The organism is Microbacterium sp. MPR-TSA4, assembly GCF_058792815.1.
This window is the reverse complement of sequence record NZ_JBXAFF010000022.1, coordinates 29225-53027: the sequence shown is the minus strand read 5'-3', so window position 1 is coordinate 53027 and position 23803 is coordinate 29225. Positions and strand designations below refer to the sequence as shown.

22 protein-coding genes and 1 pseudogene are annotated in these 23803 nt (G+C 66.4%); 16 read left to right on the top strand and 7 right to left on the bottom strand.

The window, feature by feature from the left end:
• The 3 genes from AC1Q49_RS10545 to AC1Q49_RS10535 form a co-directional block, all read left to right on the top strand.
• Positions 1–375, top strand: a 375-nt coding sequence (locus AC1Q49_RS10545; protein ID WP_492492052.1) for a phosphoketolase family protein, incomplete at its 5' end; no start/stop codon positions are given.
• On the top strand, positions 372–2993 hold the full coding sequence (locus tag AC1Q49_RS10540; RefSeq protein WP_492492050.1) for a heavy metal translocating P-type ATPase: 2622 nt from the start codon (positions 372–374) through the stop codon (positions 2991–2993). The genes AC1Q49_RS10545 and AC1Q49_RS10540, both read left to right, overlap by 4 nt.
• Complete coding sequence (locus AC1Q49_RS10535; protein ID WP_113680074.1) at positions 2986–4515, top strand: multicopper oxidase family protein; 1530 nt, start codon at positions 2986–2988, stop codon at positions 4513–4515. The genes AC1Q49_RS10540 and AC1Q49_RS10535 overlap by 8 nt, the downstream gene beginning before the upstream one ends.
• A 249-nt stretch (positions 4516–4764) precedes the next feature.
• On the opposite strand, the gene AC1Q49_RS10530 is transcribed toward AC1Q49_RS10535, so the two are convergent.
• The 3 genes from AC1Q49_RS10530 to AC1Q49_RS10520 all read right to left on the bottom strand — a co-directional run bounded on the left by AC1Q49_RS10530 (position 4765) and on the right by AC1Q49_RS10520 (position 6539).
• A complete protein-coding gene (locus tag AC1Q49_RS10530) occupies positions 4765–5301 on the bottom strand; it encodes a GNAT family N-acetyltransferase (protein WP_045246927.1) in 537 nt (178 codons plus the stop codon).
• A 71-nt stretch (positions 5302–5372) separates the two neighbouring features.
• Positions 5373–6281, bottom strand: a complete 909-nt coding sequence (locus tag AC1Q49_RS10525; protein ID WP_048809245.1) for a Mom family adenine methylcarbamoylation protein — start codon at positions 6279–6281, stop codon at positions 5373–5375.
• Between the two features lie 54 nt (positions 6282–6335).
• Positions 6336–6539, bottom strand: coding sequence for a hypothetical protein (locus AC1Q49_RS10520; RefSeq protein ID WP_045246926.1), 204 nt, complete (start codon positions 6537–6539; stop codon positions 6336–6338).
• A gap of 46 nt (positions 6540–6585) precedes the next feature.
• On the opposite strand from AC1Q49_RS10520, the gene AC1Q49_RS10515 reads away from it, so the two are divergent.
• The 3 genes from AC1Q49_RS10515 to AC1Q49_RS10505 all read left to right on the top strand — a co-directional run bounded on the left by AC1Q49_RS10515 (position 6586) and on the right by AC1Q49_RS10505 (position 8090).
• Positions 6586–6837: an alpha/beta fold hydrolase gene (locus tag AC1Q49_RS10515; RefSeq protein ID WP_045246925.1), complete on the top strand. Its 252-nt coding sequence runs from the start codon at positions 6586–6588 to the stop codon at positions 6835–6837.
• 51 nt (positions 6838–6888) lie between these two features.
• Entirely contained in the window at positions 6889–7836 is a 948-nt protein-coding gene (locus AC1Q49_RS10510; RefSeq protein ID WP_045246924.1) for a 3-carboxyethylcatechol 2,3-dioxygenase, read from the top strand.
• Between the two features lie 62 nt (positions 7837–7898).
• The gene (locus AC1Q49_RS10505) at positions 7899–8090 is read left to right on the top strand and encodes a hypothetical protein (RefSeq protein ID WP_048809244.1); all 192 of its coding nucleotides are present in this window, start codon (positions 7899–7901) and stop codon (positions 8088–8090) included.
• Positions 8091–8112: 22 nt separating this feature from the next.
• Here the strand turns inward: AC1Q49_RS10505 and AC1Q49_RS10500 are convergent.
• From AC1Q49_RS10500 to istA, 3 genes and pseudogenes are all read right to left on the bottom strand, one after another.
• Positions 8113–8611: pseudogene (locus AC1Q49_RS10500) on the bottom strand (hypothetical protein); the annotation flags it as partial.
• Between the two features lie 315 nt (positions 8612–8926).
• Positions 8927–9673 (bottom strand): ATP-binding protein, encoded by a 747-nt coding sequence (locus tag AC1Q49_RS10495; protein ID WP_045246922.1) that lies wholly within the window; start codon positions 9671–9673, stop codon positions 8927–8929.
• Positions 9670–11235 (bottom strand): IS21 family transposase, encoded by a 1566-nt coding sequence (istA, locus tag AC1Q49_RS10490; RefSeq protein ID WP_045246921.1) that lies wholly within the window; start codon positions 11233–11235, stop codon positions 9670–9672. Before istA ends, AC1Q49_RS10495 begins: the two co-directional genes overlap by 4 nt.
• 493 nt (positions 11236–11728) lie before the next feature.
• Here istA and AC1Q49_RS10485 point away from each other — a divergent pair, with 493 nt between their 5' ends.
• From AC1Q49_RS10485 to AC1Q49_RS10440, 10 genes are all read left to right on the top strand, one after another.
• Positions 11729–13228 (top strand): APC family permease, encoded by a 1500-nt coding sequence (locus AC1Q49_RS10485; RefSeq protein ID WP_245610953.1) that lies wholly within the window; start codon positions 11729–11731, stop codon positions 13226–13228.
• Between the two features lie 107 nt (positions 13229–13335).
• Complete coding sequence (locus tag AC1Q49_RS10480) at positions 13336–14718, top strand: flavin monoamine oxidase family protein (RefSeq protein ID WP_492492045.1); 1383 nt, start codon at positions 13336–13338, stop codon at positions 14716–14718.
• A gap of 74 nt (positions 14719–14792) precedes the next feature.
• Complete coding sequence (locus tag AC1Q49_RS10475; RefSeq protein ID WP_045246918.1) at positions 14793–15158, top strand: RidA family protein; 366 nt, start codon at positions 14793–14795, stop codon at positions 15156–15158.
• 82 nt (positions 15159–15240) lie between these two features.
• The gene (locus AC1Q49_RS10470) at positions 15241–15825 is read left to right on the top strand and encodes an Lrp/AsnC family transcriptional regulator (protein WP_045246941.1); all 585 of its coding nucleotides are present in this window, start codon (positions 15241–15243) and stop codon (positions 15823–15825) included.
• A gap of 223 nt (positions 15826–16048) precedes the next feature.
• A complete protein-coding gene (locus AC1Q49_RS10465; RefSeq protein WP_245610952.1) occupies positions 16049–16237 on the top strand; it encodes an acyl-CoA dehydrogenase family protein in 189 nt (62 codons plus the stop codon).
• A 21-nt stretch (positions 16238–16258) separates the two neighbouring features.
• Positions 16259–16951: an acyl-CoA dehydrogenase family protein gene (locus AC1Q49_RS10460; protein ID WP_048809239.1), complete on the top strand. Its 693-nt coding sequence runs from the start codon at positions 16259–16261 to the stop codon at positions 16949–16951.
• A 490-nt stretch (positions 16952–17441) separates the two neighbouring features.
• Positions 17442–18353 (top strand): alpha/beta hydrolase, encoded by a 912-nt coding sequence (locus tag AC1Q49_RS10455; RefSeq protein WP_045246917.1) that lies wholly within the window; start codon positions 17442–17444, stop codon positions 18351–18353.
• Between the two features lie 41 nt (positions 18354–18394).
• Positions 18395–20008 (top strand): flavin-containing monooxygenase, encoded by a 1614-nt coding sequence (locus AC1Q49_RS10450; protein ID WP_045246916.1) that lies wholly within the window; start codon positions 18395–18397, stop codon positions 20006–20008.
• Between the two features lie 50 nt (positions 20009–20058).
• On the top strand, positions 20059–20514 hold the full coding sequence (locus AC1Q49_RS10445; RefSeq protein WP_295034524.1) for an acyl-CoA thioesterase: 456 nt from the start codon (positions 20059–20061) through the stop codon (positions 20512–20514).
• 69 nt (positions 20515–20583) lie between these two features.
• Positions 20584–22299 (top strand): sigma-54-dependent Fis family transcriptional regulator, encoded by a 1716-nt coding sequence (locus AC1Q49_RS10440; protein WP_492492041.1) that lies wholly within the window; start codon positions 20584–20586, stop codon positions 22297–22299.
• An 82-nt stretch (positions 22300–22381) separates the two neighbouring features.
• Here the strand turns inward: AC1Q49_RS10440 and AC1Q49_RS10435 are convergent, their stop codons facing one another.
• Positions 22382–23752, bottom strand: coding sequence for an NAD-dependent succinate-semialdehyde dehydrogenase (locus tag AC1Q49_RS10435; RefSeq protein ID WP_492492039.1), 1371 nt, complete (start codon positions 23750–23752; stop codon positions 22382–22384).
• Between the last annotated feature and the right edge of the window lie 51 nt (positions 23753–23803).

Sequence of the window (23803 nt, the reverse complement as noted above, 5' to 3'; positions counted from 1 at the left end):
GCGATCTTCACTCCCGACAAGCCGGTGATCTTCGCCTACCACGGCTACCCGTGGCTGATCCACCGACTCACCTACAAGCGCGCCGGGCACCAGAACCTGCACGTGCACGGCTTCCAGGAGCGCGGCACCACCACGACCCCGTTCGACATGGTCATGCTCAACGACCTCGACCGGTACCGGCTCGCGATCGACGTCCTCGACCACGTCCCGGGCCTCGCCGCCCGCCACGCCGGCCTGCGGCAGGAGCTGCAGGACGCCCGCCTGCACGCCCGCGCCCACACCCGCGAGCACGGCACCGACATCCCCGCCGTCGCCGACTGGCAATGGCCCCACCCCGACACCACCGACCCCACCCTCGGGAAGGAACCGAAATGAGCGACACCAGAACCGTGACCCTGCAGGTCAGCGGCATGATCCGCGCGACCTCCAAGAACGTCACCGAAGCCCACCTGAGCCGACAACCCGGAGTGATCGCCGTGGACGCGAACCCGGTCTCACAGACCGCGACCGTCACCTACGACCCCGAGACCACCTCGGTCGCCCACCTCCAGCAATGGGTCATCGACTGCGGGTATCACTGCGCCGGCCAGTCCGTCCCCGACCATATCTGCGACCCCGCGCACGACCCGCACGACGAGGGTGCGCACGACCACAGCGCCCACCACGGCCCCGCAGCTGAGGGCGCACAAGAACCGCACGCGAGTCACGACGCGCACGAGGGCCACACGGATGCCACGGGTCACGCCAGCCACGCGGGCCATAAGGGTCCTGCGGGCTATCACGACGACCCCGTCCACGACCACGCCGCTGGCCACGACCACACGCACGCCCCGTCGGCGACGGCGGATGACGGTGAGCATGCCGGTCACCACGTCGAGCACGCCGGTCACACCGCGGCCGCGGGTGGGCACGATCATGGTGCAGCGTCGGGTCACAGTGCGCAGGAGATGATGGGCCACGGTGGGCATCACGGCGGGATGTCGATGGACGCGATGATCCGCGACATGCGCAACCGGTTCCTGGTCGCGCTGATCCTGTCGATCCCGATCACCCTGTGGTCTCCGATCGGGCGGGAGGTGATCGGATTCGAGGTGCCGGCACCGTTCGGGCTGCGCGATGACGTGTTCATGCTGATCCTGTCGCTGCCGGTGATCTTCTACTCGGCGTGGATCTTCTTCGACGGCGCCTACCGGGCGCTGCGCGCGAAGACCCTCGACATGATGGTGCTCGTCGCAGTCGGTGTCGGCGCCGGCTGGCTGTACTCCCTCGCGGTCACCCTCACCGGCGGCGGTGAAGTGTTCTACGAAGCCGCCACGGTGCTTGCCACCTTCGTGCTGCTGGGGCATTGGGTGGAGATGCGCGCCCGCGGCGGCGCGAACGACGCCATCCGCACCCTCCTGGAGCTCGCACCCTCGCAGGCGGTCGTGATCCGTGACGGGCAGGAGGTCGAGATCCCCACCAGCGAGGTCGTCCCGGGGGATCTGATGCTGGTGCGGCCGGGGGCCAAGATCCCCACCGACGGTGTCGTGGAATCCGGAGAGTCCGAGGTGGACGAGTCGATGGTCACCGGCGAGTCCATGCCGGTGGACAAAGCGCCCGGGTCGGAGGTGATCGGAGCGACCGTGAACACCGTCGGCACCCTCCGCGTCACAGCCACCAAAGTCGGCTCGGACACGGCGTTGGCGCAGATCGTGAAGCTCGTGCAGGAGGCGCAGAACTCCAAAGCCCCCGGGCAGCGCCTCGCCGACCGGGCAGCGTTCTGGCTCGTCCTGGTCGCCCTGATCGGCGGCACCCTCACCTTCCTGGTGTGGCTGCTCGCCGGCGCTGCAATCCCGATGGCGGTCCTGTTCGCTATCACCGTCGTCGTCATCACCTGCCCCGACGCGCTCGGCCTCGCCACCCCGACGGCGATCATGGTCGGCACCGGGCTCGGCGCGAAACGGGGCGTGTTGTTCAAGAACGCCTCCGGGATCGAAACCGCCGCCCACATCGACACGGTCGTGTTCGACAAGACCGGCACCCTCACCAAGGGGGAGCCGGAGGTCACCGACTACATCCCCGTCGGCGGCGACGAGCTCGAGACTCTCTCCCTCGCGGTCGCGTTGGAGCGGGAATCCGAGCATCCTCTGGCGAAAGCGATCGTGAATTACGCCGACGCCCGCGACATCCCCCGTCGCACCGCGACCGCGTTCCGAAACGTCACCGGGCAGGGCGCGATCGCCACCGTCGACGGTCGACAGGTCGTCCTCGGCAACCCGCGCCTTCTCACCGGGGAGGGGATCGACATCAGCGGGGTGCAGGCCGCTCAGCAGGACCTGGCTGGGTCCGGCCGCACCGCGATCCTGTTCGCCGTGGACGGGCAAGTCGCCGGGATCATCGGTCTCGCCGACGCACCCCGGGACACCGCAAAGACCGCGATCGACGCTCTCCACGAGCAGGGCGTCGAGGTCGCAATGCTCACCGGGGACAACAAGCCCACCGCCGACCGGATCGCCGCTCTCCTCGGCATCGACACCGTGATCGCGGATGTGCTCCCCGAGGACAAGTCCGCGAAGGTCGCCGAGCTGCAGAAGACGGGCAAGAAGGTCGCGATGGTCGGCGACGGCGTCAACGACGCCCCCGCCCTCGCCCAGGCCGACCTCGGCATCGCGATCGGCGCCGGCACCGACGTCGCCATCGAGACCGCCGACGTGGTCCTGATGCGCTCGGACCCGCTCGATGTTGCGATCGCACTCAAGATCGGCAAGGGCACACTGCGAAAGATGCGGCAGAACCTGGGCTGGGCCATCGGATACAACGCCGCCGCCCTCCCCATCGCCGCTGGCGTGTTCTATCCGGCGTTCGGGATCATGCTGTCCCCGGAGATCGCCGCCCTGTCGATGTCCGGTTCCTCCGTGATCGTCGCCGTCAACGCCCTCCTCCTCAAGCGGCTCCGCCTGCCCGCCCAGGCGCCCGCTGCGACGACCATGCAGAAGGAGCCCGAACATGCCTGACCGTCCGCTCTCTCCCACACCGTCCTCCCCGATGCTGCTGACCCGACGAGGTGTGCTCGGACTCGGACTGGGCGCCGTCGCGGCAGCCGTGCTCGCCTCCTGCACCCCCGCGCCGCAATGGGTGACACCCACCGGCGCAGCGGTGTCCGGCACGGAGAAGAACCGCGGCGGCACCGGCCGAGTCACCACCGTCGACCTCACCGCCGCCCCCACCACGCTCGACCTGGCCGGTACCGCCGCCGCCACCTGGGCGTTCGGAGGTATCCCCGCCCCGGTAATCCGGCTCACCGCAGGCGACACGCTGAAAGCGACCGTCCGCAACCAGCTCGACGCGGACACCTCCGTGCACTGGCACGGACTCGCCCTCCGCAACGACATGGATGGGGTCCCTCCGGTAACCCAAGCCCCCATCGCCCCGGGCGGACAGTTCGCATACGAGTTCGTCACCCCGCATCCGGGCACCTACTGGTTCCACCCCCACGTCGGCCCGCAACTGGACCACGGCCTCTACGGTGCGCTCATCATCGACGACCCGGACGAGAAGGTGACGTGGGACGACGAATGGGTGCTGATCCTCGACGACTGGCTCGACGGCGTCACCGCCACCCCGGACCAGGTCCTCACCGACCTCTCGAAGGGCATGGGAGACATGGGCGGGATGGGCGACATGTTCATGCGGATGGGGAACCTGCTGATGGGCGCCACCTCCGAGCTGCTCGGCGGCGACGCCGGCGACGTCTACTACCCGCAGTACCTTATCAACGGCAAACCCAAAGCCGACCCCGCCCAATTCACCGGCACTCCTGGTGCCCGGGTGCGGATCCGTGTCATCAACGCCGGCAGCGACACCGCGTTCCGGTTCGCGATCGGCGGCCACACCCTGACGATCACCCACACCGACGGGTTCCCGGTGGATCCTGTCGAGGTCGACAGTGTCCTGATCGGGATGGGCGAACGCTACGACCTGCAGGTCACCCTGGACGATGGGGTGTTCCCTGTCGTCGCCGACGCGGAAGGCAAGCAGGATCGCGCGTTCGCGCTCGTTCGCACCGCCGCTGGCACGGCTCCGGCCAGCGACGTCCCCGTCGCCGAGCTCGGCACCGGCAGGGTCGGCACCGCTGCCGGACTGAGCGCGACCGCCTCCGTCACCCTGCACCAGGCATCCCCCGACCGGGTCGTGCACCTCGCGCTGACCGGGGGGATGGAGGCGTACGACTGGGGGATCAATGGGCGCCGGTTCGACATGAACGACCCGTTGCGGGACGCGCACGCGGTCAGTATGGGGGAGCGGGTGCAGTTGCGGATCCGCAATGACACCGAGATGTGGCATCCGTTCCACCTGCACGGCCACACCTACCAGCACGCGAACGGCGGCCCCCGGAAGGACACCTCCATCATCCTCCCGGGCCAGACCCTGACAGTCGACTTCGACGCCGACAACCCCGGCCAGTGGGTCGCGCACTGCCACAACATCTACCACGCCGAGACCGGCATGACCACGGTGCTCGGATACCAGTCATGAACCGCGCGTTCATCCCCAGCACGGGAGGATGATCGCGCGGGCGATCGGACGGCGGCGGCGGACGTCAAGTCTAAGTGGACTTCCTACTCTTATGTAGGGATCTGCCATTTCGCGCGGAATCCTGCTGACGAAACTGCTGCCAATTAGCGTGGAATCCCCGAGTTCTCCGCCACCTTGACCGGGAACCTACACGGATCTCAGATTGGGGATCTCGGGCGAGCATCGAACAGGGGATGCCTGCCCGGAATGTCACCGGAGGGTGCGGATGAACCAACAGGGGTAGTGCCTGTTGGACGATTTGAGGTTGAGTCCGTCGCCGAGGTTGAAGGGGAGCGATTCTCCGGCCTGCAGCACGTCATAGCCGCCGCGCTGGTAGAACGCTGCAGCGTCGGCAGCGCACCCGCCGTAGATGAACTTGATCCCGGTGGCGAAGCCGGGCACCATCCCGAGCAGGACGGTTCCCAGGCCGCGGCCCTCCCAGGTCGGGGTCACGGCGAGCGCGGTCACTCGGACGGCGATTCCGTCGCCGGGGACTTCGATTCCTTCGAGCACGACGACGCCGGCGAGCTCTCCGTTCAGCGTGGCCTTGATGCCGCCTGCCGCGGCCGCCAGGGTGAAGGGGTTGTCACTGGTGATCCTTCCGTTCAGCAGCTGCTCGATCTCTGGGCGAGCCTCCGCTGCGAAAGCGCGGAACTCGAGGCCGGCGGCGACGGCTGCCTGCGCGTGCTCGAGGTATCTGTCTCGCACGCGGCTCTCGGGCCATCCCTTCCTCAGCAGCTGGGGCATCGTGTGGTTCCTTTCGTCGATCGCTCGAGGTCTGTCCTCGTGTCGTGGTGTCGGTGGCCAGCATCGCGCACTCAGAGAGTGAGCAGCTGTGTCGCGGCTTTGGGGTATGGGGTCCGCTCGAGCGCGATCGCTTGGCGGCTGCGCTGCCGGACACTGCCGAGGGGCCAGGCGTAGCGGTGATTGCCGGGGTGGCGGATCTTGCGCACGCCGATCTCCTCGAGCGCGTCGCGCAGCCACGACCGCGGCTCCTCACCCGCACGTCTGGCGCGCGCACCGAGAGCGATCAGGTGCCGCTCTCCGGCATCGGCGCCTTGTTCGCCGGTGCGGATCTTCGACAATGTGCGCTCCGAGAGGACGATGCCGGCCGAGGGGACGTAGTTCAGCGTCCGTGCCGTCGACCGGCCGAGCGCGATCGCGTTGGTGGCCTGATAGATCACTCCGACATGGCCGGGCGTGATTGTCTCGGTGCGCGTGCTCAGCTGCCCGAGCTCGTCGACGTCGGTGACCGTTCTCTGTCGCGGCATCGGGTCGGCGAAAGAGACGACGCCACGGATGCCGGCCGCTGCCGCTTGCCTCCAGACCTGGCCGAGGAACCATGACTCGGCATTGGCCGGCACAGCGTCGACGAGCACGAAGCGGCCGAGCTCGAGCGATTCGGTGAACGGGTCGAGCTCGGGGAAGACGTTCGTCAGCACTGCTGCACTCATGGGCACCGACAGGACGGCGACGCCGACGAGACCAACTCCGTCGACGATGAGCCGAGGGTCATCGGTGAACAGCCCCCAGGCGAAACGCGCTGCGGGGTATGAGGCCGCGTAGTGATGCGTGCAGACGAACGCTCTGGCCTGGGCCTCGGGGATCTGATCGACGTGGAACCTGCGGGCATCGAAGCCGCCTTCGGAGACCCGCCGCCAGGATGAGCGGCCGAGGGTCCACCGCTGGCAAGCGGTGGACGCCGGCGTGAGTGTGGAGCTCGTCATCCGCGGGTCAGCTGTCGGATGCTGTCGGCGAGATCCTCGTCGACGTCCACGAACTCACCCGTGGAGGCCTGGAAGCCGATGAGAGAGCATCGGCAACGCGCCCGTCGAGGCGAGCACGCCTCCTCGACTGATGGCAAGCACGCGGTGGCGGGCGGTGCCGTCCGCGAACCGGGCCAGCAGCGCCTGCAACTCCAGCGGTGCGGTGTTCAGGAGCGCGTCCTGGAGGTCACGAGCGGCCTGCTTCGCGATCGCGAGCATCGCGGGATGGGATGCCCCGACTGGAGAGGCGAGGGCGAGCGAGCCGATGACCCGCTGCGATCGTTCCCAGTTGCCGCTGGACCTCGAGGTCCTCGCGAAGCTCGACCTGCCGGTGCTGCTCATCCACGGGACCCAGGATGTCGTCATCCCGGTATCCCGCACATGGGAGCTGCTGAACGTGATCCCGAACGCGGATGCGCACGTCTTCAGCCAGTGCGGACACTGGTCCCAGGTCGAGCGGGCCACCGAGTTCAACCGGCTCATCACCGAATACCTCCGCGCACGCGGAGTCGCCTAACCCGTAACGTCGCGCAGGGGCCGACCCCTCGCACACGCAAAGGAGCAGATCATGCCGGTAGCACTCGTGACGATGTCGCACAGTCCTCTGTTGGACTACGTCGACCCTCCCGCCGACGTCAAGGAAGAAGTCGATGCTGCCTTCGCGGCGGTCTGTCAGTTCGTCAGCGACTTCAACCCCGACGTGATCGTGAACTTCGCCCCTGATCACTACAACGGCTTCTTCTACGAGCTGATGCCGCCGTTCTGCATCGGCTACGCGGCCGAGTCGATCGGTGATTACGGCAGCCAAGCCGGACTTCTCGACGTGCCGGCCGACCTCGCAAAAGAGATGGCCGAGTACGTTCTGAGTCAAGGCGTCGGCTCGGCGATCTCGCTGCGAATGGAGGTCGACCACGGCGCCGTGCAGCCGATGGAAGTCATCTACGGCGATATCACCGCGAAACCCGTCATCCCAGTGTTCATCAACTCCGTCGCCCCCCCATTCGTCCCCCTGCGCAGCATCCGCGAGCTCGGCCGGGCGATCGGCGAGTTTTTCCGCGACCGCGACGAGCGGGTGCTCTTCATCTCCTCCGGCGGACTCTCCCACGACCCTCCTGTTCCCCGCATCGCCACCGCCACACCCGATCAGCGTCAAGCGCTCCTCGGCGGAGGCCGCCACCTCACCCCCGAGGCGCGCGACGCCCGGCAGCAACGCGTCATCAACACCGCGAAGGCGTTTGTACTCGGCGAGGCCGAGATCATGGAACTCGCCCCCGAATGGGACCAGGAACTGATGGCCATCCTCGCCTCCGGTGACCTGAGCCCACTGGACGCCTGGACATCCGACTGGATGACGGAGATAGCCGGGAACAGCTCACACGAGGTGCGCACCTGGATTGCCGGGTACGAGGCACTCGCCGCGTCTGGTGATTACAGCGTGGGGTACTCGTTCTACAAGCCGATCAAAGAGTACATCGCCGGCTTCGGCGTGACCACGGCACGCCCGACCGGCCGCTGATCACACCTCGTCGGGACTGCCTGATCACGGTGGATCTGGTGTCCTGACCGAGAGGAAAGGCGATGACGGATGTCATAGGAATGATTGATCCTGTGACGGGAGAGATCATCAACGAGCAGCAGCTTGCGGAGCAGCTTCTGAAGCAATCGAAGGAACACGGTGTTGACCTCATCGGCTCCGACGGGCTGCCGAACGGGTCGACTAGCGTCGACCTCTCGATGCATTCCGGACGAAAGCACGGGCTACTCTTCTAGGCCGGTCACCGCGACTGCGGTGACCGGCCTCGGGCTCGATGACGACGTGCGCTTTGAATCCGTCCCGGCGGTGCTCGACGGTCTTGTCCGCGTGCCGCGTGTGGGGGTCGACGGTGGAGATCACCCGGTCCGCAGTGACCTTCTGGGCGACCTTCCACCGCCCGTCGGTGCCGTCCGACCCGTCCGCGGGCTCCACGTCCTAACCGGCAACCAGGGCCAGCAACGCGATCGCGTTCGCCGGCTTGCCTTCGGCAGCAGTGAGCGCCTCGACCTCCAGCACGCCCAGCATAGCGATCGCGTCACCGACCAGCGCGGAGACCAGCAGCACGCTCGTGGCAACATCACCCGGCAGCGATGGACGCCCCCGCCCCGACGGGATCAAGTCCGCGAACATGTCATCCGGGAACAACTGGTGACGGTGCTCGGCGAGGAACGCGAACACGCTCCACACCGGCAACAGATGCCCCCGCGAACGAAGACACATCCAGAAGATCCCGCGACCCATCATCGCGAACCTGCATCACCCGCGTCGCGGAACGACATGGGCGCATCGGGTTGCAGGTGTTCGGGTCAGTCAGCTCCTGCCAGCGGGCATGAATGCTGTCCTGTGCGACGGCCCACGCGTCATATGCGCAGTTGTAGACCAGGTCGGTCATCCACCGCTCGGTGTTCGGGCCTCCGGGATCGGCAGCAATGAGCGCGCGCAGGGTGAGTATTTGGAGGCTTGAGGGCCACTGAGTATTGGGGTTCAGGGCCACTCGATATTGGGGTTCGAGGCCACTCGGAATCGCCGGTGAGCGCCACTATGGCGGACGCGACGCTCACCGGCTCGTGGGTCAGCTGGCGGTCGCGGTGTGTTCGCGCATGTTGGTGCTGCCGGTGTTGATCCAGAGGGTGTTGTGGACGATGCGGTCCATGATCGCGTCGGCGTGGACCCCGCCGCCGAGGCGTTGGTGCCAGTCCTTCTTCGCGTACTGGGTGCAGAACACCGTCGACGTGGAGTCGTAGCGGCGTTCGAGGAGCTCGAGCAGCATGCCGCGGACGCTGTCGTCGGGACTGTCGAGGAGCCATTCGTCGATCACGAGGAGGATGAACGCGGCGTATTTGCGGAGCCACTTCTCCTTCCCGCCTGGCCGGTCTCGTGCCGCGGCCCAGGCCTCTTCGAGGTCGGGCATGCGGATGTAGTGCGCCCGGTAGCGGTGCTGACACGCCTGCTTGGCCAGCGCCGAGCCGAGGTAGGACTTCCCGGAGCCGGTGAACCCTTGGAACACGACGTTCTGCTGCCGGGTGATGAAATGGCAGGTGCCGAGTTGCGCGATCACGCCCCGGTCCAGGCCGCGCTGCTCGAGCAGGTCGAGGCGGCGCAGGTCCGCGTTCGGGTAGCGCAGCCCTGCCCGGCGGATCAGCCCCTCGACCTTGGAGTGGGTGAACGTCGCGTGGGCGTCGTCGACGGCGAGTTTGACGCGCTCTTCGAACACCATCCCGAGGGTGAGGGTGTCGTCCTGGACCTCGAGCGCGTCGACCAGCGACGTGACCCCCATCTCCCGCAGCTTCCGCTTCGTCTCCGAGTCGAGCCGGCTCATCGGACCCCTCCCGCGTAGTAGTCCGCGCCGCGGACATATCCCGCCGGCTCGCTCGCCGTCGCCGGCGTCGACCAGACGTCGCGGCCACCAGGATCGTCTTGGTTCGTCTCCAGGATGGGTCGCAGGTGCGCGTAGCGGGGCGATCTCACTCGGGAGGCCAGCGCGATGCCGGCGGCGGCTTCGACCCGGGCCGCGGAGTAGCGGCGGGTCATCCGCAGCACCGCCAGCGCGGCGTCCAGACCCTGCTCGTCGACCGGGACGGACTCGAAGATCCGATTCACGACCGTCGTGGTGTCCTCCCCGATCCGCCCCGCCCACTCCCTGACCCGCTCGGCGTCCCATTGCCGGTAGCGGAGACCGTCGGGCAGGTCCGCGTCGTGGGTGCGATACGCGTTGACCACCCCGACAGGGGCGAGGAGGTGACTGGTCAGCCGCTGGTCGCCGGCGAACACCTCGAGCGTGCTGTCGGTGACTCTCAGGTCGACGCTGCGGCCGATGTGAGGGTAGGGGACGGAGTAGAAGTTGCGCTCGAACACGACGTGCCCGTTCTTCTGCACCCGACGGCCGTAGGCCCACCGGCTGATCTCGAACGGCACGGCGGGCAGCGGCCGCAGCAGCGGCTTCTCCTCCGCCTCGAACACGCCCAGACGGGAGCCCTGTCGCTTCTGGAACGGCTCCGCGTTGTAAGCGGCAACGCGCTCATAGACTGCCGCCCGCAGCTCCGGCAGGCTCGCGAACTGACGGTCGCGGAGCGACGCGATCACCCAGGTCGCGATGTTCCCGACGGTGCCCTCGACGCTCGCCTTGTCCTTCGGCTTCTTCACCCGCCCCGGGAGCACCGCCGGGCAGTAGTGCGCCGCGAGCTCCCGATACGCGTCGTTGAGCACCACCTCACCCTCCGCGGGATGACTGATGACCCCGGTCTTCAAATTGTCCGGAACGACCCGCGGGACACTGCCGGAGAACCAGTCGAACATCGACACATGCGCGCGCAGCCAGGAGTCCTGCCGCATGTCCAGCGTCGGCTCGACGAACGCGTACCTCGAGAACGGCAGCGTCCCGACGAACAAGAACACCCGCGTCCGCTGCCCGGTGGCCGGGTCGGTCAGCTGCATCGTCTTGCCCGACCAGTCGACCTCGACGCTCTGTGCGGCCTTGTGCCCAACCCGCGACGCAGCCCCAGCGATCAGGACATGCCGCTGGTAGGTCTTGCAGAACCGGTCATAGCCCATCGCCGTCGATCCCGCCGCACGGCAGGCGTCGACATACTCGCCGTGCAGCAGCTTGAGCGTCACCCCGACCCGCGCGAGCTCCCGATGCACCCCGTCCCAGTCCGGCTGCGCATGCACGCTCTCATGCTCACCACGACCCGGGAACAACCGCGCATACACATCGGCTTCCTCGAGCTCCGCGACGTCGTCCCAGCCGATGCCCTCCCTGTCGGCGGCTTCGATGACCGCGGCCACGCTCGTCCGGGACATGCCCTGCGCCGCGATCTGCCGCCCCGTGAACCCCTCCGCACGAAGCCTCAGCACCAGCTTCGCCTTGATCTTGCGTACCATCCGAATCACTCCTTCTGCCGCGCGATAGGTCCGCACGGCAGAAGGAGCCTAAGAACAGTGGCCCTCAACCCGAATATCGACTGGCCCCCACCGACGCGATCACGGCCAAGAGCAAGTGGCCCCAAACCGCAACATCAGTGGCCCTCAGAAGAGCGAATACTCACGCAGGGTGTCGGCGCGTACGACTGGGCCATCGTCGCTCTCGATCGGCTCCCGACGGTCTCGAGTAGTTATGGCAGGTACCCATCTTCACTGCGCCAAGTCGGAGCATTTTTGATCTGACACCCGAATCTCACGAATCATTCGCCATTAACGTCACGGAAACACAACATCCCCGATACTCCTGGAAAGTGCTTCGGCTTCCGTGGCCGACGTCCCTGCAACGGCTTTGGCGCACCACGGGTGACATTCCGTCGCCGACCGCATGTGCCGTGATGGCACGACCTGCAGCATCTGGCTGCTCCGTGAAGAAGAGTGAGGATGGCGCCCCGCCATGAACGAAGAAAACGCGCAAGTCGACGAGCTAGGCGCTGCAGATTCGGGTGCTGTCCCCTTCCTCGCCGTCGATGGAGGGTTGCACGGTACACCGCACACCCTCCTGCATCGAAGACTCGGCGTGGGATCGATTGTCTTCATGGTCGTCGCTGCGGCCGCGCCTCTGACCGTTGCAGCCGCCATCACCCCGGTTGTGTTCGCGGCGAGCGGGAACGTCGGGGCACCTGTCTACTTCCTGATCGCTGCTGGAATCCTGACTCTGTTCGCCGTTGGGTTCACGTCGATGAGCAAGTACGTCAAGAACGCGGGTGCCTTCTACTCCTACGTGAAGGCAGGGCTTGGCCGGATCGCCGGAGTAGGCGCTGCCATTCTTGCGCTCGTGTCGTACTTCATCATGCTCGTGGCCGTGTATGCACTCGTGGGCATGCTGGTGGGCAACGTCGTTGCGACGTACACGGGAGCGGCCCCTCCGTGGTGGCTTTGGAGCATATTTGGCTGGTTGATCGTCGGATTCCTGGGCTATCGCGATATCGAGCTGAGCGCCAAGGTGCTCGCGATAGCGCTCATACTCGAGGCGCTCGTGGTGATCGTGCTGGATGTCGCCATCATCGTCCAGGGTGGCGAGGCCGGGCTCAACCTGAGTCCCTTCGCACCGTCGGAGTTCCTGAGCGGTGCCGTTGGTCTGGGCGTCATGTTCGCTCTGCTCGGCTTCATCGGCTTCGAGGCGACCGCAGTCTTCCGGAACGAGGCTAGAGATCCAGACCGAACGATCCCCAAGGCCACATACATCGCGGTCATCGGAATAGGTCTGTTCTACGCTTTCGCCGCGTGGGCTGCTGCTATGGGAACGGGGGTCGACAACGCTGTGGAGGTCGCTTCCACTGATCCGGACAATATGGTCCTCGGACTTGCAAAGACTTTCGTCGCGCCGGTCTTCTTCGACATCATGCAGATCCTCGTTGCGACGAGCATCTTCGCGTGTGCTCTGTCCTTCCACAACGTGGTCACGCGGTATCAGTTCACCCTCGCGAATTTCCGCGTTCTGCCACGAATGCTCGGGGCGGTCAGCGAGAAGCACCGAGCCCCGTCGACGTCCTCAATCGTGCTGAGCCTCCTGACGGGAGTCAGCATCGCCATTGTCATTACGACAGGTCTGGATCCCTATACAGCCATCTATACCTGGCTCTCTGGTGCAGCGACCTTGGGGATCATCGCGCTCATGGCGCTCACCAGCCTCGCCGTGATTGTGTTCTTCCGTCGGCATTCCTTCGACAAGAGGCTGTGGCACACGATGATCGCCCCGGTCGGGGCGCTGCTCGGACTCGGCACGGTTCTCGTTCTCGTGCTGTCCAATTTCCCCCTGTTGGTCGGCGGGGTAGTCGAGTCTGCCGTCATCGTGTCCGTGCTCGTCGCGGCCTTCGTAGGCGGAGTGTTCATCGCGTTGCACATGCGAGCGAGACGTCCGGACGACTACCTCGCGTTGAGTGAGTTCGAGTAGTACGGCCGCGCCTCCGGGCGGCACCGATTGCGCATCAGCGGTTCGGCCCGTCAGGTACATCGCACCAGAACCATGCAAGCAAGAACGAAGCAAGTGGGAGAGAGACTGTGACGCACACCAACACTGAATCAACGGCGCTCGATGCCGATGTCATCATCATCGGAGCGGGGATATCCGGCAGCGCTGCCGCCAAGGCCTTGCATGATCGGGGCGATCGCGTTCTCGTCGTCGAAGCGAACGACCGGATCGGGGGCCGGACCTGGACCGAGCCAGAGGGGGCACCAGGTGGGCCGATCGACAACGGCGGAATGTTCATCGGTGAGACCCATACGCACTTGATCGAACTCGGCACGAGCCTCGGCCTGGAGATGACGCCATCCGGAAAGCCGGGCGCGGACACGTATGTCGTTAGGGGCGATGTGCTGCGGGCACCCGACGAGCAACTGGATCCCGACATCTCCTTTGTCCCGGAGTTCCTGTCTTCGCTCGAGGCTCTCGACGCACTCGCTGAGAGTGTCGGCTGGGACCGGCCCTGGGAGTCACCTGACGCAGCTTCGCTGGACAGCAAGACGGTCGCCACGTGGCTCGAGGAAACCGTGGAGAGTGTCGAGGTCAGACGCCTGCACGCGCTCATCGTGAATGCGATTCTCGGGGCGGATCCGTACGAAGTCTCGCTTCTCTACTGGGCCTACTATGTGAGCGAGTGCGAAGGGATCCAGTCCCTGATGGGCACACGGGACGGAGCCCAGTGGGCGTGGTGGGTCGGAGGCGCCGCTCAGGTCAGCTGGCGCATCGCGGACGCGATCGGGCGCGAGAAGGTGCTTCTTGACTGGGCGGTCACCCGTGTTGAGCAGGACGATTCCAGAGTCGTCGTGTACTCCGGTCAACGAAGTCTGCGGGCACGGCACGTCATCGTCGCCATGTCGCCGCTGGCGGCAAACCAGATCCGGTTCCAACCAGCGTTGCCAACTGCTCGTGCGCAACTCCAGACCCGCGCCCCGATGGGCCGCTATTACAAACTTCAGGTACGCTACCCATCCACGTTCTGGGTCGACCAAGGCTTCTCCGGTGCATTGGTCGACACTGACGATGTCGGTGTCTTCCTCCTCGACGGCACGAAGCCGACCGATTCGCTCGCAACGCTGATCGGCTTTGTCGGAGGGTCGAACTACGATCGGTGGGCAGTTCGCACCGCTGAAGAGCGCCAGGGTGCGTTCATCGATCTCCTCATCAAGGCATTCGGTCCCGAGGCTGCAGAGCCCAGCTACTTCCATGAGACTGACTGGACACAGCAGACATGGGCACAAGGAGGTCCTGTCACCTACATGTCTCCAGGTGTCTTGGCTCACTTTGGTTCGGCGTTGCGGGAGCCGGTAGGTCGGATCCACTTCGCCGGTACTGAGGCATCGTTCCAGTGGTCCGGCTACATGGAAGGCGGAGTGCGAGCAGGGCAGAAGGCTGCTGCCGCGATCGCCGAGGCCCTGCAGTGAGCCGGCGACCGAGAACGGGATCGGGTGAGATGGCCGTTGAGCGTGCAGGAGGCCGATCGATCACTCCGCACACCATGACGGAGGATTACCTTCAGTATCACTTCTCGCCGGGATTCGAAGCCGGCGGATTCCTATTCGTATCGGGACAGATCGGGCTTCATCCCTCTGGACTCGCTCCTTCAGACCCATCAGAGCAGGCGCGCATCGCCTTCGAGAGGCTCGGTGCGGTACTCGCTGAGGCGCAGCTGAGCTATGACGACATCGTCAGCATCACCAGCCATCATGTGGGCGATGTCGCGGGTATCTTCGATTGGTTTCCAGCGGTGAAGGACGTGTTCCTTGCGCCCCCGTACCCCGCGTGGACAGCGATCGGGGTCAGTGGGCTCGCTATCCCCGAACTCGTTATCGAGATCAGTGCGATAGCGAGGTCTTCCGCCTGACCTGCAGCGAGAGCTCGCCCGGAACGGCATGATTGTCGCAGCGAGTCGTAGAAACCCAACAGCACTGCTGAATGTGAGCGAGATGGGCGAAAGGCCACACGGCAGCCGCGAGCGCACACACGTGGCCGGCTCGGAGCCCTCGCGCGTCGACGAACTCGACGAGAGGATCCTCTGGGAGTTGATCAGAGACGGCCGGACGACGATGACTGCGTTGGCCGACCTGCTCGGCATCTCTCCGTCGACTGCATCCGCTCGAGTCTCTTCACTGAAGCAAGCCGGAGCGCTCAAATCGGTGCACGCTGAAGTCGACTACCAAAGGGTCGGACTGCCGGTTCAGGCGATGGTGTTCGTGCGGCTGCGTGCCCAGGCGCGCCCTCACGTGCACGAGTACGCGAGACTGATGGCCAAGTTGCCCAGTGTGCTGAACCTCTTCTTCATCGGAGGGAACGAGGACTTCCTCATCCACTTGGTCTGCACCTCGACCGACCAGCTGAGGGACATCGTCTCCACGCAGGTGAGCATGCACCCGGTTGTTGCCTCGACGCGTACGCATATCGTCTTCGAGCACGCGCTCGGTTCGGACCACATGCACCATCTGTCCGGCTTCGATGAGGTGAGACGGCCGATCGACCAGTCGGTAAACTCTCCGGGAATGTTCGACGGATGAGAGCTCCCTAGCCGTTTCTTGACGTCCTCGCCCACGTGCGGGGAGACAGATGCCTGCTCTGGACCGCACTATGCCGATGCCTGGACCGCAATTCATATCGATGCAGCAATAGTCACCGCGACGCTGAGTATTTGTCCGCGCCAGTCCTGTCGTTGCGAGCAAAGATACAGGCGCAGGAAGCTCCGACGTCCCCGCTGATATCTTCGACGATGTCCTGGCTACCGTGCGCGACTTCGTCCGGAACCGAGTCGCGCCCCGGGAGCTCGAGATCATGGCGTCCGACGCCATCCCGGACGATCTGCGCCAGCAGGCGGCGGACATGGCACTGTTCGGCGACGCGATCTCTCAAGACTGGGGTGGTCTCGGCCTGGATCTGGTGCAGGACGTCGAGCTCGCCATGGAACTCGGATAAAGTTCGCTCGCGGTGCCGTCCATGTTCGGCACGAACAACGGCATCGCCGGTCAGGTTCTCGTCGGGTTCGGCACCGACGTGCAGAAGCAGCAATGGCTGCCTCGCCCCGCTGAGGGCGATGTGGCCTCGTTCGCGCTCATGGAGCCCGGCGCCGGCTCTGACCCCGCCGGACTGCGCACGACCGCGACTCGGGACGGCGACGACTGGTCATCTCGGGGCCAAGCTTTCGTCGGCGACGAGAGGACCGGGTATCGCGCCGCGATGACGTCTCTCGCGCGAGGCCGGGTCCATATCGAAGCGCTCGCTGTCGGGTCGGCGCAACGGGCGCTCGACGAGTCCGTCTCGTACGCGGCGACCGCCACACAAGGCGGCACCCCTATCGGAGACTTCCAACTGGTGCAGGCGATGCTCGCCGACCAGCAGACCGGGGTGATGGCAGGTCGAGCCCTCGTCCGCGAAGCGCCGCGCCTGTATGTCACCGGAGAAGACCAGCGTATCGCACCGTCAGTCGCGAAACTGTTCTGCACCGAAATGGTCGGGAAAGTTGCCGACCTCGCGGTCCAGGTGCACGGCGGAGCCGGATACATGCGCGAGGTTGCTGTGGAGCGGATCTACCGCGATGTGCGCCTGCTGCGGCTCCACGGAGGCACAAGCGAGATCCAGCGACTCATCATCGGCGGCGGCCTCATCCGCTCGGCCAAGCGGACAGTCTGACCACGCCGCCAAGACACAGCCCCGCCACGCCGCCGCCCGGCGGTCGCCACCACGCTCGGGATGGCGGCCGGCGTTATCCCCCTCATCCCACGCTGCCGATAGGGATCGGGGCGCGCCCAGACGATGAGCCTGACCACCGCGCTGCAAACACTGATCCTCGCGCTGCGCCCCGGGGTCGGCCAACATGCACTGAGCATCCTGCTCTGAGCATCCGTCGAGGCTGAATCGGACGCCGCTGCGGCCCACCTGCGCGTGGTCATCGTCGTGCCACCCTGGTCGACACCCGGTGTCCGCCATTCTCTGCTGCGTGCCCGAGCGTCCGGTGGGCTCTCAACCACCCCGACCAGTTCGCCTCTCCGGCCCAGCCGCGGCACTGTTCCACATCGGCACAGTGCCCCGTCCGATGATTCCCCGAAAGTAGGGCTTGACCCACCGAGCGCACCGCCTCCGTTCCGTAGGCGACCGCGAGCATCAACGAAGGAGTTATGCGATGTCCTCGTCATCCACCGCGACAGCAGTCGTCCCGAGCGCTTTGCGCAACCTGTATCTGGACTGGTCCGAGCTCATGGCCACCCACGAGCTGGACATTCGGCTGTTCCGCAGCGTCTTCGATGAATGGCACCAGCCGACCATCGAACCGGAAGATGTCACGTACAAGGAGGAGACGGTCGGCGGCGTGCCCGGCATCTGGGCGTTCCCGGCCGGAGCCGATCGCTCCAAGGTCCTCCTCTACACGCACGGCGGCGGGTTCGCCGTCGGCTCTGCGGCCAGCCACCGGAAGCTCGCCGCGCACGTCGCGAAGGCAGCGGGCGCGACCGCGTTCGTGCTGGACTACCGTCGCGCGCCCGAGCACCCGCACCCCGCCCAGGTAGACGACGGGGTCGCGGCGTTCGAGGCCCTGCTGGAGCGGGGGGTCCACCCCGAGGACGTCACCACCATCGGCGACTCGGCGGGAGGCAATCTCGCCATCGCCATCCCGTTGGCGTTGAAGGCGAAGGGGCGGCCGCTGCCCGGGCATGTCATCGCGTTTTCCCCGTGGTTGGACATGGAGAACCGCGGCGCGACGCTGGTCACCAACGATGCGACCGACGCGCTGATCTCCGTGCCGCTCCTGGAGGGCATGATCGCCGGCGTGCTGGGGGAGACCACCAGCCCGTCGGCGCCGCTCGCGAACCCGCTCTACGCGGATTTCACCGGGTTCCCCCCGCTGTACGTCAACGCCGGTTCGGTCGAGTCGCTGGTCGACAACGCGACGCGCGTGGCCGAGCGCGCCAAGAGCGCCGGCGTCGACGTCACCCTGCATATCGCCGAAGGACAGCAGCACGTCTACCCGTTCCTGGCTGGCCGCGACGCGGACGTCGACGCGGAGCTTGCGGCGATCGGCCAGTGGCTTCGCCACTGACCTGCAACACACCCCCGCTTATTCAACGAAGGAGTTGCACCATGACATCCACACAGACCACGGACTTCGACGCGATCGTCGTCGGCGCCGGTTTCGGCGGCATCTACCAGCTACACACCCTGCGCGACAAGCTCGGCCTGCGCGTCCGCGGCTTCGAAAAGGGCGCCGGCATCGGAGGCACCTGGTACTGGAACCGGTATCCCGGCGCCATGTCCGACACGGAGAGCCCCTTCTACCGATACTCGTTCGATGACGAACTGCTGCAGGAGTGGGACTGGGCGCGAAAGTACATCGACCAGCCCGACATCCTCCGCTACCTTGAGACCGTCGTCGACCGGTACGACCTCCGCAAGGACTTCCGGCTGAACACCGAAGTCACGTCGATCGTCTTCGACGAAGCCACCAACACCTGGACGGTCGGCACCTCCGCCGGAGAGTCCTTCACGGCCCGATACGTGGTGACGGCGCTGGGACTGCTCGCAGCAACCAACATCCCCGACATCCCCGGGATCGACTCGTTCGAAGGCCGCCTCGTGCACACCGCGGAGTGGCCGGACGACCTGTCGATCGAGGGCAAGCGGGTGGGCGTCATCGGCACCGGCTCGACCGGAACACAGTTCATCGTCGCCGCAGCCAAGCAGGTGTCGCACCTGACCGTGTTCCAGCGCTCGGCGCAGTACAGCGTCCCCTCCGGCAACGGACCGGTCGGCCCGGGGGAGGTGGACGGATACAAGTCCCGGTTCCCGGAGATCTGGGAGCAGGTCCGAAACTCCGGCGTCGCCTTCGGGTTCGAGGAGTCCACCGTCGCGGCCACCGATGTCGACGAGGCCGAGCGGGAGCGCGTGTTCCAGGCGGCATGGGACCGAGGCAACGGATTCTATTTCATGTTCGGCACGTTCAACGACATCGCTATCAACCCGGAGTCGAACGAGGCAGCCGCTGCGTTCATCCGCCGCAAGATCGCTGAGACGGTCAAGGACCCGGAGACGGCGCGATTGCTCACCCCGACCCAGCCGTATGCGAAGCGGCCCCTGTGCAACCAGGGCTACTACGACGTGTACAACCAGGACAACGTGAAGCTGGTGTCGATCAAGGAGAACCCAATCGTTGAGATCACCCCACGAGGGGTGAAGACCGCGGACGGTGTTGAGCACGAGCTGGATGTGCTCGTGCTGGCTACCGGGTTCGACGCGGTCGACGGCAACTACCGCCGCATCGACATCCGCGGGCGCGGAGGGGTGAGCGTCGACGAGCACTGGGCCGACGCCCCGACCAGCTTCCTCGGCATCATGACGGCCGGATTCCCGAACATGTTCATGATCCTCGGCCCCAACGGGCCGTTCACCAACCTGGTGCCCAGCATCGAGGCGCAGGTCGAGTTCATCACGACTCTGGTGACCGAGGCGGAGCGGAGAGGCGGGCTCATCGAGGTGTCGCAGCAGGTCGAGGACGAATGGACCGAGACCTGCACGACGATCGCGAACTACACGCTGTTCCCCAAGACCGACTCGTGGATCTTCGGGGCGAACATCCCCGGCAAGAAGCACGCAGTGATGTTCTACCTCGGCGGCCTAGGCGCCTACCGCGGCCTCCTCTCGGAGATCCAGGCGAAGGACTTCGAAGGATTCAGCATCGGACAGCCCATCCCGGCCTGATCGACGGTAACCGTAGGCCGGGAGTGTGCTTCCCGGCCTACGGTCGTCCTATGAGCGACAACATGTCAGCAGACGTCACATTCCGATCACGCCGCTGGGTCCGTCCCGAGGACCTGAACGCGCACGGCACCCTGTTCGGCGGCAGCCTGCTGCGCTGGATCGATGAAGAGGCCGCGATCTACGCCATCATCCAGCTCGGAAACCCTCGGGCGGTCACCAAGTACATATCCGAGATCGACTTCGTCAGCTCCGCACGACAAGGTGACCTGATCGAGATGGGACTGCGCGCCACCGCGTTCGGGCGCACCTCCCTCACGATGCGCGCCGAGGTGCGCAACATGATCACCCGTGACCGCATTCTCACGATCGAGAAGATCGTCTTCGTCGGCCTCGACGACCACGGCCAGCCCATACCTCACGGCTACACCGACATCACCTACGAACGCGACCGGCTTCCCCACCACCATGGACTCATGCGCACAGAGGATAGATCCACAGCGGACTAGGTATTGGCGGGTCCTAATAGGGAGGCGGATACTGGGTGGGACCACTTGCAGTGACGCGAGGTCCCAGCTATGTCCACCGACACCTATTCCGCCGCGAGCGTGCGGCAGGCTCGTGAACGCCTTCTCGAAGCTGGCGTCGGCGCGCACGGTCTCACTCCCCGAACACTGAACGTCCCCCCGGTGATCGAGCGCAGTTGGCGTCGCTCGATCACCACCGGTGGCGGCTACGATCCGACTGCGACTCCTGCCTACCACCCGTTCTCCGAACCCGCGGGACGCTTCCAGGACACCGCTGAGACCGTCCTGGCGCGATGGGCGGAATCACTCGCGGACATGCGTGTCGCGCTGCTGGTCAGCGACCGATCCGGACGGATCCTCGCCCGAAAGGTAGGCGACCCGAGCCACGCGAGACGGCTCGACAAGGTGTCCGCCGCCGAAGGATTCGACTTCTCGGAGTCCGCGCTGGGCACGAACGGACTCGGAACGGCGATCGAGGAAAGATCCGCAGTGTTCGTGCGCGGCGCCGAGCACGTCAACGACCGGCTGCAGACCCTCGCCTGCGCCGGCGCCCCCATCCACGACCCCCTCTCGCAGCGGGTCATCGGCTCGCTCGCCCTCGCCTCTCCAGTCGGGGCATCCCATCCCGCGATGCTCGCGATCGCGAAGCAGGCCGCTCGTGACCTCCAGGACGCGCTCCTGAACACCGCACCGCTGGAGTTGCAGGCGCTGCTGGCCCGGTTCGCGGACGGCACCGCCGGCCACCGCGTGCTTGCCATCGGTCGAGGAGGCGTGCTCGCCTCGACGGGCGCGTTGCCGATGCTCTCGGCCGAGCGGCACGTGACGCTGTGGGACGAGTTGCAGGCTCACCAGTGGCAGGGGGATGTCGCATCCGTCCTGCTCGCGGATCGGCCGAGCACTGCCCGCCGCATCGTGAATCGGGCAGGCGAGAGCATCTACCTCGTGGAACTGCCCGAGGACGAGCCGACCGCAGCGCCGGAACCCACCCGACTCTCCCGCCTTGCCGCGCACCTCGACGTGCTCGGCCGCACCAGCGGGTGCATCGCGATCCACGGTCCCCGCGACAGCGGGAAGACGCTTCTCGCCCAGCTCTGGCTGCGCGAACGCGACCGCCACGACCCGGTCGTCATCGACGCCCCGGCGCTTCGGGAACCGGAGGCCGTGGCCACGGCGGCGCAGGCGCTGAGCACAGGCACGTCGGTGGTCGTCCGCAGCATCGAGTCTTTGACCGACGCTGACTTCCCGGTCCTGCAGCAATTGGCCGGCGCGGCAGATCCCGTCCGGTCCGCCCGGGTCGTGTTCTGTGTCGCAGACGACCTGACTGGCGTCGTCTTCAGTTTCCTGGGCCGCCAAGGGCCGCGACTCGACCTCCCAGCGCTGCGCGATGACCCAGACCGTGTCATCGGCCTGGCCGTGAGACTCGCTCAGGAGCACTCGGTGACACTGAGCCCTGCTCTGCTGCAGGCGCTTTCCCGGTGGGACTGGCCTGGTGGCGCCTCGGAGCTGCGGGTTCTGATTGCCGCGATGGTGGCGTACCGCCCCGTCGGAACCGTCCTGGACATCGACCTTCTGCCCGCCGAGATGCGCACACGTGCCCGCCAGCTGCGCGGCATCGCCGCATCCGAGTACCGGGCGATCGATGCGGCGCTGCGGGAGGCGGACGGAAACCGTTCGCGTGCAGCGGAGATCCTCGGTATCGGGCGCACGACGCTGTACCGGAAACTGCGCGCGTACGGTCTCGACGGGCAGAACACCCTGATCTCCTGAAAACAGCGCCCCCGCCTGCCGACCAGGGAGGCCTGGATTCGCAGTTGCGTACTCGGCGCGGCGGAGGCGTTACGCGGGGATATCAGGCGGGGGTTCGGATGAGCTTCTTGTTCGCGAACTCGTCCATGCCGTACCGGGCGAGCTCGCGTCCGACGCCGGAGCGCTTCACGCCGCCGAAGGGGAGGTCCGGTGCGCTGCGGCTGGTGCTGTTGATCCACACCATCCCGACCTCCAGTTCGCGGGCGATCTGCGCGGCCGCCACAGGGTCCTGCGTGAAGACGCTGCTGGACAGCCCGAAGGGCGATTCGTTGGCCAGGGCGACCGCGGCCTGCGGGGAAGGCACCCGGTACACGACCGCGGTCGGTCCGAACAGCTCCTCCTCATAGGCGCGCATCGGCGGGGTGACCCCGGTGAGCACGCTGGGCGGGTAGAAGGCGCCCTCTCGGCGTGCACCGGGGGCGATGTGCAGGGTGGCGCCCTTGGCGACCGCGTCCTCGACGAGCTCCTCGAGCTCCTTGCCGGCATCCGCGGACGCCAACGGGCCGAGGAACGTGTCGGGGTCCGTGGGGTCGTCGGGGGTGATCTTCGTGATCGCGTCGATGAACTTCCGGGAGAACTCGTCGTAGACGGCATCCACGACGATGAACCGCTTGGATGCCGTGCACGCCTGGCCGCCGTTGGCGATACGGCCGCGCACGCCGGCTGCCACGGCCGCGTCGACGTCAGCATCCTCCAGGACGATGAACGGGTCCGAGCCGCCCAGCTCGAGGACGACCTTCTTCATATGCCTGCCGGCCACCTCGCCGACAGCCGAGCCCGCCTTCTCGGAGCCGGTCAGCGACACCCCTTGCACGCGCGGGTCGGCGATGATGCCGGCAATCTGGCGGCTGTCTACGAACGCGTTGATGTACGCGTCGGCCGGAAGCCCGGCATCGTGGAGCACGCGTTCGATGGCGAGGGCGGACTGCGGGCAGTTGCGGGCGTGTTTGAGGATGATCGTGTTGCCCAGTGCGAGGTTGGGGGCGACAAACCGGGCCACCTGGTAGTACGGGAAGTTCCACGGCATGATCCCCAACAGCGGCCCGATCGGCTCGGTGCGGACGAGCGCTTCCCCTCCGCCGACGATGTCGAGGGTCTCGTCGGTGAGAAACGCTTCGGCGTGGTCGGCGTAGTACTGGTAGATCGAGGCGACCAGCTCGACTTCCCCGCGGGCCTGCGTGACGGGTTTGCCGACCTCGAGGGTCAGCAGCGCGCTCAGTTCATCGATGCGGTCCCGGTGCAGCTGCGCCGCGCGTGCCAGGATCCCCGTCCGTTCGGCGAGCGGCAGCTCCCGGTACCTGCGGTAGGCCGTGTGCGAGCGGGCGACGATGTCGGCCACGTCCGCATCGCCGATCACGGGGTACTCGGCGACCGTCTGGCCGGTGGCTGGGTTGATGGTCCGGTATGCACCCATCGTGGTCTCCTCGCTTCATTGCTGTCGTGCGGCTCTCGGGCCACGCCCGCC

Coding starts and splice junctions, on each gene's coding strand:
- AC1Q49_RS10540 (WP_492492050.1), top strand. CDS start 372: ATGAGCGACACCAGAACCGTGACCCTGCAGGTCAGCGGCATGATCCGC.
- AC1Q49_RS10535 (WP_113680074.1), top strand. CDS start 2,986: ATGCCTGACCGTCCGCTCTCTCCCACACCGTCCTCCCCGATGCTGCTG.
- AC1Q49_RS10530 (WP_045246927.1), bottom strand. CDS start 5,301: ATGCCCCAGCTGCTGAGGAAGGGATGGCCCGAGAGCCGCGTGCGAGAC.
- AC1Q49_RS10525 (WP_048809245.1), bottom strand. CDS start 6,281: ATGACGAGCTCCACACTCACGCCGGCGTCCACCGCTTGCCAGCGGTGG.
- AC1Q49_RS10520 (WP_045246926.1), bottom strand. CDS start 6,539: ATGCTCGCGATCGCGAAGCAGGCCGCTCGTGACCTCCAGGACGCGCTC.
- AC1Q49_RS10515 (WP_045246925.1), top strand. CDS start 6,586: ATGACCCGCTGCGATCGTTCCCAGTTGCCGCTGGACCTCGAGGTCCTC.
- AC1Q49_RS10510 (WP_045246924.1), top strand. CDS start 6,889: ATGCCGGTAGCACTCGTGACGATGTCGCACAGTCCTCTGTTGGACTAC.
- AC1Q49_RS10505 (WP_048809244.1), top strand. CDS start 7,899: ATGACGGATGTCATAGGAATGATTGATCCTGTGACGGGAGAGATCATC.
- AC1Q49_RS10495 (WP_045246922.1), bottom strand. CDS start 9,673: ATGAGCCGGCTCGACTCGGAGACGAAGCGGAAGCTGCGGGAGATGGGG.
- istA (WP_045246921.1), bottom strand. CDS start 11,235: ATGGTACGCAAGATCAAGGCGAAGCTGGTGCTGAGGCTTCGTGCGGAG.
- AC1Q49_RS10485 (WP_245610953.1), top strand. CDS start 11,729: ATGAACGAAGAAAACGCGCAAGTCGACGAGCTAGGCGCTGCAGATTCG.
- AC1Q49_RS10475 (WP_045246918.1), top strand. CDS start 14,793: ATGACGGAGGATTACCTTCAGTATCACTTCTCGCCGGGATTCGAAGCC.
- AC1Q49_RS10470 (WP_045246941.1), top strand. CDS start 15,241: ATGGGCGAAAGGCCACACGGCAGCCGCGAGCGCACACACGTGGCCGGC.
- AC1Q49_RS10460 (WP_048809239.1), top strand. CDS start 16,259: ATGTTCGGCACGAACAACGGCATCGCCGGTCAGGTTCTCGTCGGGTTC.
- AC1Q49_RS10455 (WP_045246917.1), top strand. CDS start 17,442: ATGTCCTCGTCATCCACCGCGACAGCAGTCGTCCCGAGCGCTTTGCGC.
- AC1Q49_RS10450 (WP_045246916.1), top strand. CDS start 18,395: ATGACATCCACACAGACCACGGACTTCGACGCGATCGTCGTCGGCGCC.
- AC1Q49_RS10445 (WP_295034524.1), top strand. CDS start 20,059: ATGAGCGACAACATGTCAGCAGACGTCACATTCCGATCACGCCGCTGG.
- AC1Q49_RS10440 (WP_492492041.1), top strand. CDS start 20,584: ATGTCCACCGACACCTATTCCGCCGCGAGCGTGCGGCAGGCTCGTGAA.
- AC1Q49_RS10435 (WP_492492039.1), bottom strand. CDS start 23,752: ATGGGTGCATACCGGACCATCAACCCAGCCACCGGCCAGACGGTCGCC.